This is a genomic window from Stenotrophomonas sp. YJH_SMC_101-4, assembly GCF_059370395.1.
Genome location: NZ_JCAFTP010000004.1, coordinates 151,986 through 164,566, shown reverse-complemented (window position 1 = coordinate 164,566; position 12,581 = coordinate 151,986). Strand labels below are relative to the sequence as shown.

General features: G+C 65.7%; 13 protein-coding genes and 1 tRNA gene. 6 read left to right on the top strand and 8 right to left on the bottom strand.

Translation table 11 applies throughout. From position 1 onward, the window contains the following. Positions 1-453 precede the first annotated feature (453 nt). The 4 genes from AC5P8D_RS15055 to rimK form a co-directional block, all read right to left on the bottom strand. Positions 454-1,821 carry a sensor histidine kinase gene (locus AC5P8D_RS15055; RefSeq protein WP_032952284.1) on the bottom strand — a complete coding sequence of 456 codons (1,368 nt, stop codon included), beginning with the start codon at positions 1,819-1,821 and terminating at the stop codon, positions 454-456. Further along, positions 1,784-2,461 carry a response regulator transcription factor gene (locus tag AC5P8D_RS15050; protein ID WP_005410804.1) on the bottom strand — a complete coding sequence of 226 codons (678 nt, stop codon included), beginning with the start codon at positions 2,459-2,461 and terminating at the stop codon, positions 1,784-1,786. Before AC5P8D_RS15050 ends, AC5P8D_RS15055 begins: the two co-directional genes overlap by 38 nt. Before the next feature lie 13 nt (positions 2,462-2,474). Further along, on the bottom strand, positions 2,475-2,960 hold the full coding sequence (locus AC5P8D_RS15045) for a hypothetical protein (RefSeq protein ID WP_159360514.1): 486 nt from the start codon (positions 2,958-2,960) through the stop codon (positions 2,475-2,477). 280 nt (positions 2,961-3,240) lie between these two features. After that, a complete protein-coding gene (gene rimK / locus AC5P8D_RS15040; RefSeq protein ID WP_005410807.1) occupies positions 3,241-4,119 on the bottom strand; it encodes a 30S ribosomal protein S6--L-glutamate ligase in 879 nt (292 codons plus the stop codon). Between the two features lie 131 nt (positions 4,120-4,250). On the opposite strand from rimK, the gene AC5P8D_RS15035 reads away from it, so the two are divergent. Next, positions 4,251-4,673: an acyl-CoA thioesterase gene (locus AC5P8D_RS15035; protein WP_071306350.1), complete on the top strand. Its 423-nt coding sequence runs from the start codon at positions 4,251-4,253 to the stop codon at positions 4,671-4,673. 108 nt (positions 4,674-4,781) lie between these two features. On the opposite strand, the gene AC5P8D_RS15030 is transcribed toward AC5P8D_RS15035, so the two are convergent. Then, positions 4,782-5,963: a hypothetical protein gene (locus tag AC5P8D_RS15030; protein WP_495203454.1), complete on the bottom strand. Its 1,182-nt coding sequence runs from the start codon at positions 5,961-5,963 to the stop codon at positions 4,782-4,784. 94 nt (positions 5,964-6,057) lie between these two features. Here AC5P8D_RS15030 and AC5P8D_RS15025 point away from each other — a divergent pair, with 94 nt between their 5' ends. Beyond that, positions 6,058-6,933, top strand: coding sequence for a PoNe immunity protein domain-containing protein (locus tag AC5P8D_RS15025; RefSeq protein ID WP_495203453.1), 876 nt, complete (start codon positions 6,058-6,060; stop codon positions 6,931-6,933). 1 nt (position 6,934) lies between these two features. On the opposite strand, the gene AC5P8D_RS15020 is transcribed toward AC5P8D_RS15025, so the two are convergent. Next, positions 6,935-7,339: a DUF805 domain-containing protein gene (locus tag AC5P8D_RS15020; protein ID WP_043402812.1), complete on the bottom strand. Its 405-nt coding sequence runs from the start codon at positions 7,337-7,339 to the stop codon at positions 6,935-6,937. Positions 7,340-7,633: 294 nt separating this feature from the next. On the opposite strand from AC5P8D_RS15020, the gene AC5P8D_RS15015 reads away from it, so the two are divergent. Next, positions 7,634-8,368, top strand: a complete 735-nt coding sequence (locus AC5P8D_RS15015) for a hypothetical protein (RefSeq protein WP_049437318.1) — start codon at positions 7,634-7,636, stop codon at positions 8,366-8,368. 135 nt (positions 8,369-8,503) lie between these two features. Here AC5P8D_RS15015 and AC5P8D_RS15010 read toward each other — a convergent pair. Beyond that, positions 8,504-8,577: transfer RNA gene (locus AC5P8D_RS15010), tRNA-Gly, on the bottom strand. Positions 8,578-8,705: 128 nt separating this feature from the next. After that, complete coding sequence (locus AC5P8D_RS15005; protein ID WP_197645520.1) at positions 8,706-10,559, bottom strand: autotransporter outer membrane beta-barrel domain-containing protein; 1,854 nt, start codon at positions 10,557-10,559, stop codon at positions 8,706-8,708. A 207-nt stretch (positions 10,560-10,766) separates the two neighbouring features. Between AC5P8D_RS15005 and thiS the strand changes: the two genes are divergently transcribed. From thiS to trmB, 3 genes are all read left to right on the top strand, one after another. Beyond that, positions 10,767-10,967 (top strand): sulfur carrier protein ThiS, encoded by a 201-nt coding sequence (gene thiS / locus AC5P8D_RS15000; RefSeq protein WP_049454766.1) that lies wholly within the window; start codon positions 10,767-10,769, stop codon positions 10,965-10,967. 80 nt (positions 10,968-11,047) lie between these two features. Continuing rightward, positions 11,048-11,842 carry a thiazole synthase gene (locus AC5P8D_RS14995; RefSeq protein ID WP_010481470.1) on the top strand — a complete coding sequence of 265 codons (795 nt, stop codon included), beginning with the start codon at positions 11,048-11,050 and terminating at the stop codon, positions 11,840-11,842. Beyond that, entirely contained in the window at positions 11,842-12,576 is a 735-nt protein-coding gene (gene trmB, locus AC5P8D_RS14990) for a tRNA (guanosine(46)-N7)-methyltransferase TrmB (RefSeq protein ID WP_010481468.1), read from the top strand. Before AC5P8D_RS14995 ends, trmB begins: the two co-directional genes overlap by 1 nt. Positions 12,577-12,581: the final 5 nt, after the last annotated feature.

Sequence of the window (12,581 nt, the reverse complement as noted above, 5' to 3'; positions counted from 1 at the left end):
GCCACCTGCAGATGCAAGGTGGCGGACGGTGCGGGTTGGCGTACCGGACAACTCCCAGATGGATGGAAACTCCGGCGGATTCCCGGGAATCCCCACGCACCGCCCGCCATGAAGCGAGCACGGTGCATTGTCCGCGATGCCGCGCAAGGCATCGGAAGCTTTCCATCTAACAGTTGATTTCAGGACGCCAATCCCGGCCAAGGCACCTGCCCCGGCCAGGTCATCAGGCCATCGCCGCACGCGGCGATCTGTAAGGAAATTCCCAAGTGCGGCGCGGGCTTGCCAATGCGTGCGCTGGAACACGCGCGGGGCGCGGCCGCGATCACGGTGGTGTCGTGTTGGGCCTGAGGCCCGATCATCGCGCGAGGGGGATTCGGTGGCACAAGCGACACAGAGCGCAAAGGTCGGCAGGGTTCGTGCCGACCAAGGTCGGCCCCCACCAAAGCAGGCCCCTTACAACGGCTTCGGCGAGAACGTCAGGGTGGCGATCACGCCACGCTGGCCGCCGGGGCGCACGCTCACCTGCCAGCCGTACAGATCGCACAGGCGGCTGACGATCGACAGGCCGATGCCGCCGCCCTGCGAATGGCCGGCGTGGGTGCCACGGTAGCCACGCTGGAACAGCTTGGCCGCGTCTTCCTCGCTCAGGCCCGGGCCGCTGTCGGTCACCGACACCGAATTGGTGCCGACGAACACGCGTACCTCGCCGTCCTGCGAGTACTTCACGGCATTGCCGATCAGGTTGCCCAGTGCCACCGACAGCGCCGCCTCGGGTGCATCGATCACCAGGTTGCGCTCACCTTCCAGCAGCAGCTCCAGCGGCTTGCCACCGAGCTGCGCTCGATGCGCATCCAGCAGCTGCTCGGCCACGCGGGCGACGTTGCTGGTGCCCTGCCCGCGCTCGTTGCGCGACAGCAGCAGCAGCGCGCCGATCAGGTCGCTGCACTGCTGTTCGGCACGCTGGATGCGCTGCAGGCGCTGCAGCACCTTCTCGTCCAGGCCGGGCCGGGTCAGCAGCAGCTCGGTGGCGCCACGGATCACCGCCAGCGGCGTGCGCAGCTCATGGCTGACGTCTGCATTGAACTCACGGTCGCGCTGCACCACTTCGGTCAGCCGCGAGGAATAGTCGTCCAGCGCCTGGGCCAGCTGCCCCACTTCGTCGTCGGGGAAGCGCGGCGCGAGCGGTTCGGGATCGCTGGTGCCGCCACGATAGGCACGCAGCCGCGCGGCCAGATCCGACACCGGCTTCATCACCTTCGACGCCGACCACCAGCCCAGCACCAGCGACAGCACGCTGAACACCAGCACCGACAGCACCAGTGCGCGGTTGAGCTGCTTGCCGCCGCGTACGCTGTCGGTCATGTCATAGGCAAGGAAGAACCAGGCGTCGGGCGTCTTGCGCACGGCCAGCTTGTAGGAGTAGGGCTCGCCGTGCTCATCGCCACTGACGCTGTGGATGCCATCGGAGAAGCCCGCCCACTGCGCGCGTTCTTCGCGCACCCGGTCGAACTTGTCCTTGGAATAGGCATAGGCCCTGATCTGCAGCACCGGCGCGTCCGGGTTGTGCCCGGGGTGCTCGTAATAGCGGCGCGCATACTCGTCGATGTTGCGGTTCATCAGCTCTTCCACCAGCTGGTTTTCCACGCGCAGGCGGGCCCAGTTGGTGGCGAACGCGAACAGTGTCGTCAGGCAGAAGCCCAACAACACGAACGAAACGATGATGCGGCTGCGCAGGCGCCGCCGATAAGGCGTGCGCCGGCGCTCCCCCTTGGTTGCCACCGAATCAGGCTTCCGGGGTGGCGATGCGGTATCCGATGCCATGGCGGGTCTGGATCAGCGGCACTTCAAACGGCTTGTCGACCACCGCGCGCAGGCCATGGATGTGCACGCGCAGGGAATCCGAATCAGGCAGTTCTTCGCCCCACACACGGGTTTCCAGTTCCTGGCGGGTCACCACGGCCGGGGCCGCTTCCATCAGCGCCTGCAGGATCTTCAGTGCGGTCGGGTTGAGCTGCAGCAGCTTGCCCTGGCGGCGCACTTCCAGCGTATCCAGGTTGTATTCCAGATCGCCGGTTTCCAGCACGCGGGTCTGCACGCCCTTGCCGCGTCGCGACAGGGCGTTCAGACGCACTTCCACTTCCTGCAGCGCGAACGGCTTGATCAGGTAGTCGTCCGCGCCGGAATCGAAGCCGGCCAGCTTGTTGTCCAGCGAGTCGCGGGCGGTGAGCATCAGCACCGGGGTCTGCTTGCGCGCTTCGTTGCGCAACTTGCGGCAGACCTCGATGCCGTCCATGCCTGGCAGATTGAGATCCAGCACGATCGCGTCGAACTCGTGCACCACGGCCAGGTGCAGACCGGTAACCCCGTCAGCCGCGAAGTCCACGGTGTGGCCCCGGTCCTCCAGGTAGTCGCCCAGGTTGGCCGCAATGTCGCTGTTGTCTTCGATTACCAGGATTCTCACTGTCACCTCTTAATTAAAAATCGCTTGTATTCATGCGTGTGCCGAGACGTTGGGCCTGCTGCAACTGGTTATCGCTCTCTTCTCTCTTGCGATTCCGTTCGGCCACCGTCATGCAACTCGTCTGTGGCCGGTTGGAACCCACAATCCGTTCGCGCCTGCATATTAGACGACTATCTTCACGCGCCTGTGTCAAAACTGTGTTCACGATCTGCTGGTCATTGAACACTTGGGTTCGTGTCGATTCAGGCATGCTCGCCGCATCCGGGAAGCGTTCCGAAGCCGATCGCAGGCGTCCCAGCACCTCGCGCACGCGGCTGCGCTCATCGGGTTTGAGCTCCGAATAGGTCTTGCCATCATTGATATCAGTCTCGATCCGCTCGACTTCTGCCAGCAGGGGCTTGCCCGGCCGGATCACCGCGGCCTTATCGTTGCCCGCCCATGCAACGGAAGACAGAGCGGCGCAGGAAAGCAGGCACGTCAAGAGCAATCCATATTTCATGGCAAACGTATCCTTGTTCGAATGTGAATGCCGACTGTATTGACGTCCCTTCATATGAGCAAGTGCCGCTCGGGAAGAGGAAACCGGGAGCTGGCCCTCACGGGCGGTGGATCGCCATAAAAAAGACCCAGGCGGTGCCCCGCCTGGGTCTGAAGTCGTATCCCGATACCGATCCTGCTGAGAGGCAGAGCTGCGGTTCGCTGAAGGCTACGCCGGCGCCGATTAAAGGCATGTTAAAGCCGGCCTCATTTGCCCATGAGAATTTCAAGCCATTGATTAATCATGGCTTTTTGAGCTTCTCGACGTGTTCGATGATGCGCGTGGCCACATCCACCCCGCAGGCGGCTTCGATGCCCTCCAGCCCTGGCGTGGAGTTGACCTCCAGCACCAGCGGGCCACGCGCGGAGCGGATCAGGTCCACGCCACAGACCGACAGGCCCAGCGCCTTGGCCGAACGCACCGCCACCTGCTGTTCGGCGCGGCTGGCCTTGGCCGCCACCGCGGTGCCGCCGGCATGCAGGTTGGAGCGGAAGTCCCCTTCCGGCGCCTGCCGCTGCATCGACGCCACCACCTGGTCACCGACCACGAAGCAGCGCAGGTCGGCGCCCTTGGCTTCGCCGATGAACTCCTGCATCAGGAAGTTGGCGTACAGGCCCCGCAGGGCCTCGACGATGCCACGCGAAGCACTGGCCTTCTCGGTGAGGATCACCCCCCGTCCCTGGGTACCTTCGTTGAGCTTCACCACATGTGGCGGCGGGCCGAGCATGGACAGCAGGTCGACGGTGTCATCCGGGTTGTCGCCGAACACGGTGACCGGCATGTCGATGCCCTTGGCGGCCAGCAGCTGGTGCGCACGCAGCTTGTCGCGCGAACGCAGGATCGCGTCGGAGGGGTTGGGCGTACGCGCACCCATCAGCTCGAACTGGCGCAGCACGGCGGTGCCATAGCGGGTGATCGAGGCACCGATGCGCGGGATGACCATGTCCACGCCGGTCATCGGCCGGCCCTTGTAGTGCATCGAGAAACCATCGGCGGCAATGCGCATGTAGCAGCGCAGCGGGTCGAGGATGCGTACGGTGTGGCCGCGCGCGCGGGCCGCCTCGACCAGCCGGCGGGTGGAGTACAGGGAGCTGTTGCGGGACAGGATGGCGAGCTTCATCGCGGCAGGATCGGACGGCAGGCGCGCAGCATAGCGCGGGCGTGTGGCGGGTGGATGATGCCCTGCGGCGTGGCTTGACCGGCAGCGGGCGGCACACTGCGCGGACCTGTTCAGCGCGCATGGAGCGGCCGATGGCGATCACCGTGTTCCCACGATTTTCCGAGGTGGACGTGCTTGGCCACGTCACCAACACCGCCCTGCCCGTCTGGTTCGAGGAAGGCCGCCAGGAGATCTTCCGGCATTTCAGCCGCGAGGCCAGCATGCGCGACCTGACGCTGATCCTGCGCCGCTACGAGATCGACTTCCTGCAGCAGATACAGGCCGGGCACGAAGTGCGCATCGAGACCCGCATCGAGAACATCGGCCGCTCCTCGCTGTCGATCGTGCAGCAGGCGTTCCAGTTCGAGGCCCTGGTGGCCACCGGGCGTTGCGTGATGGTGCATTTCGACTACACCGCCAACGCCTCGCGCGCCATCGATGCAGAGCAGCGCCGGGCATTGTCCGGGCTGTTTACCGAGGAGTATGCGCAGCGGGTGCAGGCGGCAGACGCATGAGTCATCCGCACTCGGTACTGCCCGCAGCCCATTTCCTGAGCTTTTCCAGCGCTTTCCAGCATGCATCGACGACGCATGCCGGAACATCCTTGTTCGATTCGACGCTGTCTAACCTGTGACTGACGGCCGCTGATCCGCGCGGGGCAGGCGCAACGAGAAGTGCCCATCGCGGACACGCACGGCCAATGCGGTTTCCCGCCATTCCACAGGCAAGGCGAGTGCCGTGTGTGGCGTGGGGATGCGTGTAATCGCGTCGAACGTCCAGTGTTCCTCATAGGCGTCGCAGCGAAGCGTACCGTCATCGCCGGCCTCGATCACATCGACCCAGGCCCCACTGCGGGCCTTGCCGCTGCCGCCCGTGGCACGGCGGCCAATGGCCTGCCAACGCCCCTGCCAGTGGACGAGCCATACGCCCTCGATGGGACGCAGATCCCCATCAAGCACGCTGCCCGCCACCACCACGCATCGTCCGGACGGGCTGGTGATCACCGTCTCCAGATCGCAGGCGTGACGGTCACTGGGCTCGCCATCGAGACAGAGCGCGTACGGGCAGATGCGCGCGAACAGGGTCGGATGCGCGGTCAGGCGCAGATCGTCGGGAAGCAGCGGGATGGCCTGCAGCACCCGGGCATCCGGCAGGACATGCCGCAATGCCTGCGGCAACCCGGCGGCCAGCGCCGGATGCTCCGGTTCCAGCCATAGACCCCGGCAGGGGCGCAGCGTGGTCGATCGGCAGGGAAGATCCCGCAACCACATCGCGGCTTCGGCATCCCCGCCAAGCTGCCGGCGCTCGTGCAGTTCCTGCCAGAACAGGCGGGGAACAATCGTCAGCAGGTGCATCACCTTCTTGTCCGCTTCGTCGTAGACGATCACCGCTTCGCTGCGATCAATGTAGCCACTGGCCACGCGCAGCGCGCTTCCCGCCAGCGTCTGCCACTCGCCACTGGCATCGTGGCTGCCTCCGGTGGATACGCCCTCGACAATGGCGCCATCGCGCAGCATCTGAGTGCTGTAGGCCGGCCCTCCCATGCCCAGCTCGCCCCAATCCAACAGAACATCATGCGTGGGCGGCCGTGTGGCAAAGGGCAGCGTCGCCCGCGAGCGCAGCAGTGCGCCGCCTACGGCATCGCCGACCAGATCGAAGCGCTGCAGCACGCCGCCCACTGCAAGGCACGCGGCCAGGGCGACAACCACGCCCAGCGGCGACCACCAGGCCACGCAGATGGCGACCAGGACCAGGAACGGCAGCCACTGGGTGAAACGGCGGAGGGCGATTCGATCAACGGTCATGCGGGCAGGGTGACTGCGATTGCGCACCATTCAAACCTTCAACGCGGTGCCAGGCAATGGGGGCCGAACCGGCATTGCCGCTAGACTTTCCCTGATGATGGAACCGATGACTGCCGTGAACCGCCGGAATCTGCTGGACGTACTACCGCGATGGAGAGCACTGGCCAAGGATCCGGGAGTACCGCGCCGCATGCTTCGCCTGCCGGACTGGCAGGCGGACTGGAACGCGGGCATGGCCCTGCTTGCGCGTCATGCGCGCAATGGCGGTGAACCTGCGGAGGAACCGCTGCAGGGTCATGCGGCGCTGGAGCATGCCTACGGCTGGGAAGCGGTTGCCCAGACCGGCAGCAACCTGCTGCTGAAAGGCATCGACCGCGGCTTCGCCCCCACGGCATTGCAGCAGATGCATGCCGACGTGACAGATCTGTGGCTGGAACATGCAGGTTTGCTGGCGATAGCCCGGGACAGCCTGCAACAGCAAGGCCACGACATCGCGCTGGCCGCACCGCTGCAACCGCGCACAACGCAGCACTACGAATACGCCCTGCAGCTGTTGTCACTGGGCGTGCTGCTGGATGCGCAGGATCGTCTTCCGGCGCTGGTGGAGCAGGTGCTCTGCTTCGAAACCGACCGCGTGCTGGACTACCTCAGCGCGCCGGCACTCGGCCTTGCCGAAGCCAGCGATGCGATATTCCATCCGCGCCCGTTCGCCGAGCTGTTCGCGCCATTGCGCGACGGTGAAGCGTTCGACCCTTCACTGCTGGCCGGCTACCTGCAGGTGCAGTACCGCGACTTCTTCCTGCTGTCGCCCAAAGCCCAGAAGCGGACCCGACGCCTGACCGGACCGAATGCCTGGGGCTACTGGGCGCTTGAAGTAGCAGCGCTGGTGGTGCTGTATGGCGGCGACGATGCCGCGCTGCGCACCTGCCCGCACTACCCTTCCGACCTGGTGGACTTCGCCCGGCGCTGAGTCAGGCGCCCGGCAGACCGGAAATGCCGCCGAATCGATTCTCTTCCTCGTTGCCCGGCAGCAGCATGACCGGGAAGAGGACGAATACGCCCAACGGGATGAAGGCGATCACGACGTACCAGCCAGACTCGTCGATGTCATGCAGTCGTCGAACGGCCAGGGCCAGCATCGGCGGAAGGAGGACGATGACCGCGCAGACCGTCATGCCCCACCCCAGCGTCCGGAACGGCTCGAAGGCCTCCCCATCTAGCAGCACGGTGCCCGTCAGCCAGTATCCGCCGTCCATCAAGGTGTAGCTCGCTGCCACCACAAGCGCAGCAGACAGGGAGTACGACCAGAACTCTTTCCGGTTGGATCGCCCTGAAAAATCAAAGCAACGCCTGAGGGGCAAAAGTGCGGGGATCATTCGCGCTCCGGGCAGCGGACGATGGGTCGACGGTTAACGATCTTTTAGCATCCCCAAGCCCAGCACCAACTGAACCCTGCGGCCCGACGGGCCCGGCAGACAGCGGAGGTTGCAGGAGCCCGCCGCAGCAGCCGCGCAGCCGGAGACGCAGCGCGAACTACCGCACATTTTCACAGACGTGGGCATCCTGAATCGAATCACTGGCTTGCAGCAGTGGCGGATGGGTCGAATTCCAGTTTTCCAGAATGGCGCCTCTGCTAGCGTCACTGCTCACTCATGGATTCGAGGTTTTGAATGGCTGCGATTTCTTTTCCGCTGATGCTTGCACTGCTTTCCACCCAGGCCCCGATGGCCGCAAACGCAGAAAGTGACTACGCCAGAGCCGCAGCAGCATCGATCGGGCCGGGCATCTGCGACCCCGGTATGGACATGCTGCCTAACGGCGGAGGCGTGGTGATCCGGCGCTGCGGCAAGAACGGTACGGTCGCGGGCGTTGGCAGCAATATCGATGCTGCGACGGCCAACACCAATGGCTTCCTTGCCGTCGCCGAGGAAGGCCCGGTATGCAGTGTTTTCGCACGCGATCCCTATGTCAGCATCCCGGCACCGGGTGTGGGCATCAAAGGAGAGTGCAGTTCCACTCCGATTTCCGCCTATGGCATGACGACCACCACTGCGGGACAGAACCTGCTTGAGCTGGCCATCACCCTGGCGGCGACGCAGGCGCGGTGCAATGTCGACTACTACTATGGGTCGGCACATGGCTATAAGTATCCCTACAGCTGCACTCGCCCGGGCCAATCCTGGAGCGTTGCCGGCCTTGGCTCCAGCGTCGACGATTCAAACGCGATGGCAATGCGGCTTGTGAAGAAATCTTCCAAGACCGGTACGCACTGCTATTTTGACAACGCCGAGTTGAATGGCGTCGTCTTCCGCGCATACCTGCACTGCAACGGATCGACCTATACCGGTTTCGGGAGCTCTGTAACTGCCGCGGCCAAGGACGCGGCTGCGCAAGCGGGCGCATAAGCCACTCGGGCTGTGGTTCGGAGGAGTCACAGCCCAACACTGGGGAAAGAGAGTCCGGCGCTGCTGCCACACGCTCGACCTGGGTGTGGTTCAACGAGTGCGCCGCGCCTGCCTGGGGTGAATACCCTGGAGACATGGAGCGGGCGATGGGAATCGAACCCACGTCAGTAGCTTGGGAAGCTACAGCTCTACCATTGAGCTACGCCCGCATTACGGGTGAAAGTCTATGCGGAGCGGCCGGTGTTGCGCAATGGTGGCCGCCGCACCCGCCGGGCACGGCCCGGCGCTGCCGTGCAGGCATCCCAGGCACCTTGCGGTGCCCGGGATGTTGCCTTCATCAGAAGCTGCCACCCACGGTGGCGAAGATCGTCGCGTCACGGGCGCGCTTCTGCGCAGCCGTGGTGCTCAGGCCAACGTTGCCCTGCAGGCCAAACAGGTCCATGCGCGCACCCAGAACAGCGGTGGCGTAGTTCTTGTCGAAGTCCAGGCCCGGCACGCGGTAGCTGCCCAGTTCCGGCAGGGTCTGCAGCCAGGCGCTGGCCTGCTTGGTGTCCTCGAACTCGTGGTCGTAGGTCACCTGCACGTAGGGCTTGACGGTGCCGCCATCGAAGCGGGCCTGCCAGCCGACGCGGCCGACGGTCGAGTCGACGTTCTGGCGATCGTAACCCAGCGCAGTGGCCATGGTGCCGGCGGTGGCGCTTTCGGTGTAGCCGTCGATCTTCACCTTCTGCCAGATCACCGAAGCGATCGGGCCGTGGCGGAAGCCACCTTCGGTGCCGAACTCGTAACCGGCATTCAGTGCGGCGGTCAGGTTGCTGCCATCCGGCGAACCACCATGCTCACGGGTGGCCGGACCCAGCTGGACCTTGCGGTTCACGTCATACGACAACCAGGTGTAGCTGACCTGGCCGTTGACCCAGACGCGGTCGCCATACCAGGCAGCGAACAGGCCGGCGGTGGTGTCCTTCTGGGTGAAGTCGCCACGGCTGTTGCCGAAGTCGGCACTCATGCGGCCGAAGCCGGCGAAGCCGCCGACCACCACGCCGTTGCGTGCCCAGTCGACACCGAACAGGCCGGCCGGCGCCACGCCGTCGTACAGGTCGGCGTGGTCATAGCGCTGCATGTCACCGCGCACGCCACCCCACCACGACAGGCCATCGGCCGGACGGGCGCCCAGGTGGTTGCTGACCTGATCGGCACGCGAACGGCCGACCGTCTGTGCCGAGTGGCTCAGCACCTGCTGCAGGCGCGGAGCCTCCAGCACCGAGACGGCGTACTGGCCCAGCAGCTGGTGACCGGTCACGGTGGGATGCACGCCATCGGCGAACAGATAGGTCTGGTACGCATCGGGGCTGACGTAGGTCGTCGGGTTGCAGCCGATGATGCTGCCCGTGGCGTTGGCCGGGTTGATCTTGCAGGCGGTGCCGGTGACGTTGGTGAAGCCGTACATGCCCGGGTTGGCGGTCACTTCACGCAGGATGCTGAAGGTATCGAGCGGAATGAACTCGATGCCCGCCTGCTTCAGGCCGCCGTACAGCGCCTTGTTGTAGCCCACCGACATGGCGGTGGCGGCTGCCGCGTTGGGGCCGCGGAACTGCGGGGTGATGCCCACGTCCGGCAGGTTCGGCACCAGCACGTACTGGGCGCCGGCCTGCTTCAGGGCGCCGACCAGCGCGATCTGGTCGGTGGCCGCCGCGCCGATGATGCCCTGCACCTGGGCCGGCGACGCACCCGCGCCGGCAGCACCGGCCGCGGCGAACAGGTCGTTGGCGCCGCCCCAGACGGTGTACAGGGCATTACGATCAGCCTTGCCGCCGTTTGCAGCCAGGTAACGGGCCGCCTGCGACTTCAGCGACGGGATCGCGCCAAGGGCACCACCGCCTTCGACCGACACGCGGGCACCGCCGACAGCGTAGTTGTCGCCGTTCTGGCCGTTGCCGTTGGGGTCCTTGTTGAGGCCGTAGTAGTTGGCGACCTGCTGCGACCACACCCAGCCCGGGTTGGTGGTGAACTGGCCGGAGAGCCCCTGGGTGGCCTCAGGCAGCAGCGGGCGGAAATAGCCGGCGTCGGTGAGGCTGTCGCCGAAGAACACCGCCTTGGAATACGGACTTTCGCCTGCCATGGCCGGCAGCGCGGCGAGTGCGATCGCAGCCGCCATCAGGGAGCGGATCGGGTGTTTGCTGAGCTGCATCTAGGAACTCCTGTGGGGTAAATAGGTTGGAATCCGGCGCACGTACGCCGGCGCACGGTCAATGGTTTCACCGCGCCGCCGTTTGCTCACGCTGCGCCGCCGCATGGATTGTCGCCTGATCACGCCGGAACCCGCTGTGCTGGAGCTGGCGCCCGGTTCAAATTGCAAACGTTCCGATCCCGACGGGCTATCAGCGACAATGCAGGGATGAACATCCAGCTCAACGGCGAACCCCGCACCCTGCCCGCCTCGGCGACCCTCCACGACCTGCTCGAGGCCGAGCAGCTGCTGCAGCGCCGGGTGGCGGTGGAGGTCAACGGCGAGATCATCAGCCGCAGCCGCCATGGCGAGCACGTCCTGGCCGAAGGCGACATCGTGGAGATCGTGCACGCGCTGGGCGGGGGCTGAGACCTGCGCGGGTTTGCCGGCCAGCGGCCGGCACGCCATTGCGTGATCCCATCTTCAGGCGGATAGGCGATAATCGCGCCATGAACGTTCATGTCTCCCCCGATTCGCTGGTGATCGCCGGCAAGACCTATGGCTCGCGGCTGCTCACCGGCACCGGCAAGTTCAAGGATCTGGAAGAAACGCGCCTGGCCACCGAGGCTGCAGGCGCCCAGATCGTCACCGTGGCCATCCGCCGCACCAACATCGGGCAGAACCCGGGCGAGCCCAACCTGCTCGACGTGCTGCCGCCGGAGCGCTACACCATCCTGCCCAACACCGCCGGCTGCTACACCGCCGAAGACGCGGTGCGTACCTGCCGGCTGGCACGTGAGCTGCTGGACGGCCACAACCTGACCAAGCTGGAAGTGCTGGGCGACCAGAAGTCGCTGTACCCGGACGTGGTGCAGACCCTCAAGGCCGCCGAACAGCTGGTCAAGGACGGCTTCGAGGTGATGGTCTATACCTCCGACGATCCGATCCTGGCCAAGCGCCTGGAAGAGATCGGCTGCGCTGCGGTGATGCCGCTGGCCGCACCGATCGGTTCGGGCCTGGGCATCCAGAACAAGTACAACCTGCTGCAGATCATCGAAGACGCCAAGGTGCCGATCATCGTCGACGCCGGCGTGGGCACCGCCTCGGACGCGGCAATCGCGATGGAGCTGGGCTGCGACGGCGTACTGATGAACACCGCCATTGCCGGTGCACGCAGCCCGGTGCTGATGGCCAGTGCCATGCGCAAGGCGGTCGAGGCCGGCCGCGAGGCGTTCCTGGCCGGGCGCATCCCGCGCAAGCGCTACGCCAGCGCCTCCTCCCCGGTGGATGGGCTGATCGGCTGATGACCAATCCTTTCGACAGCGCCGGTTCCAAGGCTCCGCCCAAGCCCTTCACCGTCAGCGAAGGCCGCCGCGAGGTGCGCAGCTTCGTGTTGCGCCAGGGGCGCTTCACCCCCGCCCAGCAGCGCGCGTTCGACGAACGCTGGCCGCGCTTCGGCATCGATTACAACGGCCAGCCGCGTGACCTGGACGCCACCTTCGGGCGCCCGGCGCACAAGGTGCTGGAAATCGGCTTCGGCAACGGTGCCGCGCTGCGCTTCGCCGCCCAGCACGACCCGTCGCGCGACTACATCGGCATCGAAGTGCACGCGCCCGGCGTGGGCCGGCTGCTGAACGCGCTGGCCGACGACAACGCCGACCACGTGCGCCTGTACCACCACGATGCGGTGGAAGTGCTGCAGAACGAGATCGCCGATGGCGCGCTCGATGAAGTGCGCATCTACTTCCCGGACCCGTGGCACAAGAAGCGCCACAACAAGCGCCGCCTGCTGCAGCCGGCGTTCGCCGAGCTGCTGGTGCGCAAGCTGCGCCCGGGTGGCCGCCTGCACTGCGCCACCGACTGGGAAGACTACGCCGAGCAGATGTGGGACGTGCTCGATGCCACCGCCGGCCTGGTCAACCGCGCCGGCCCGCGTGGCAGCGTGCCGCGCCCTGACTGGCGCCCGCAGACGCACTTCGAGACCCGCGGCCAGAAGCTCGGCCACGGCGTCTGGGACCTGCTGTACGACCGCACCTGACGATC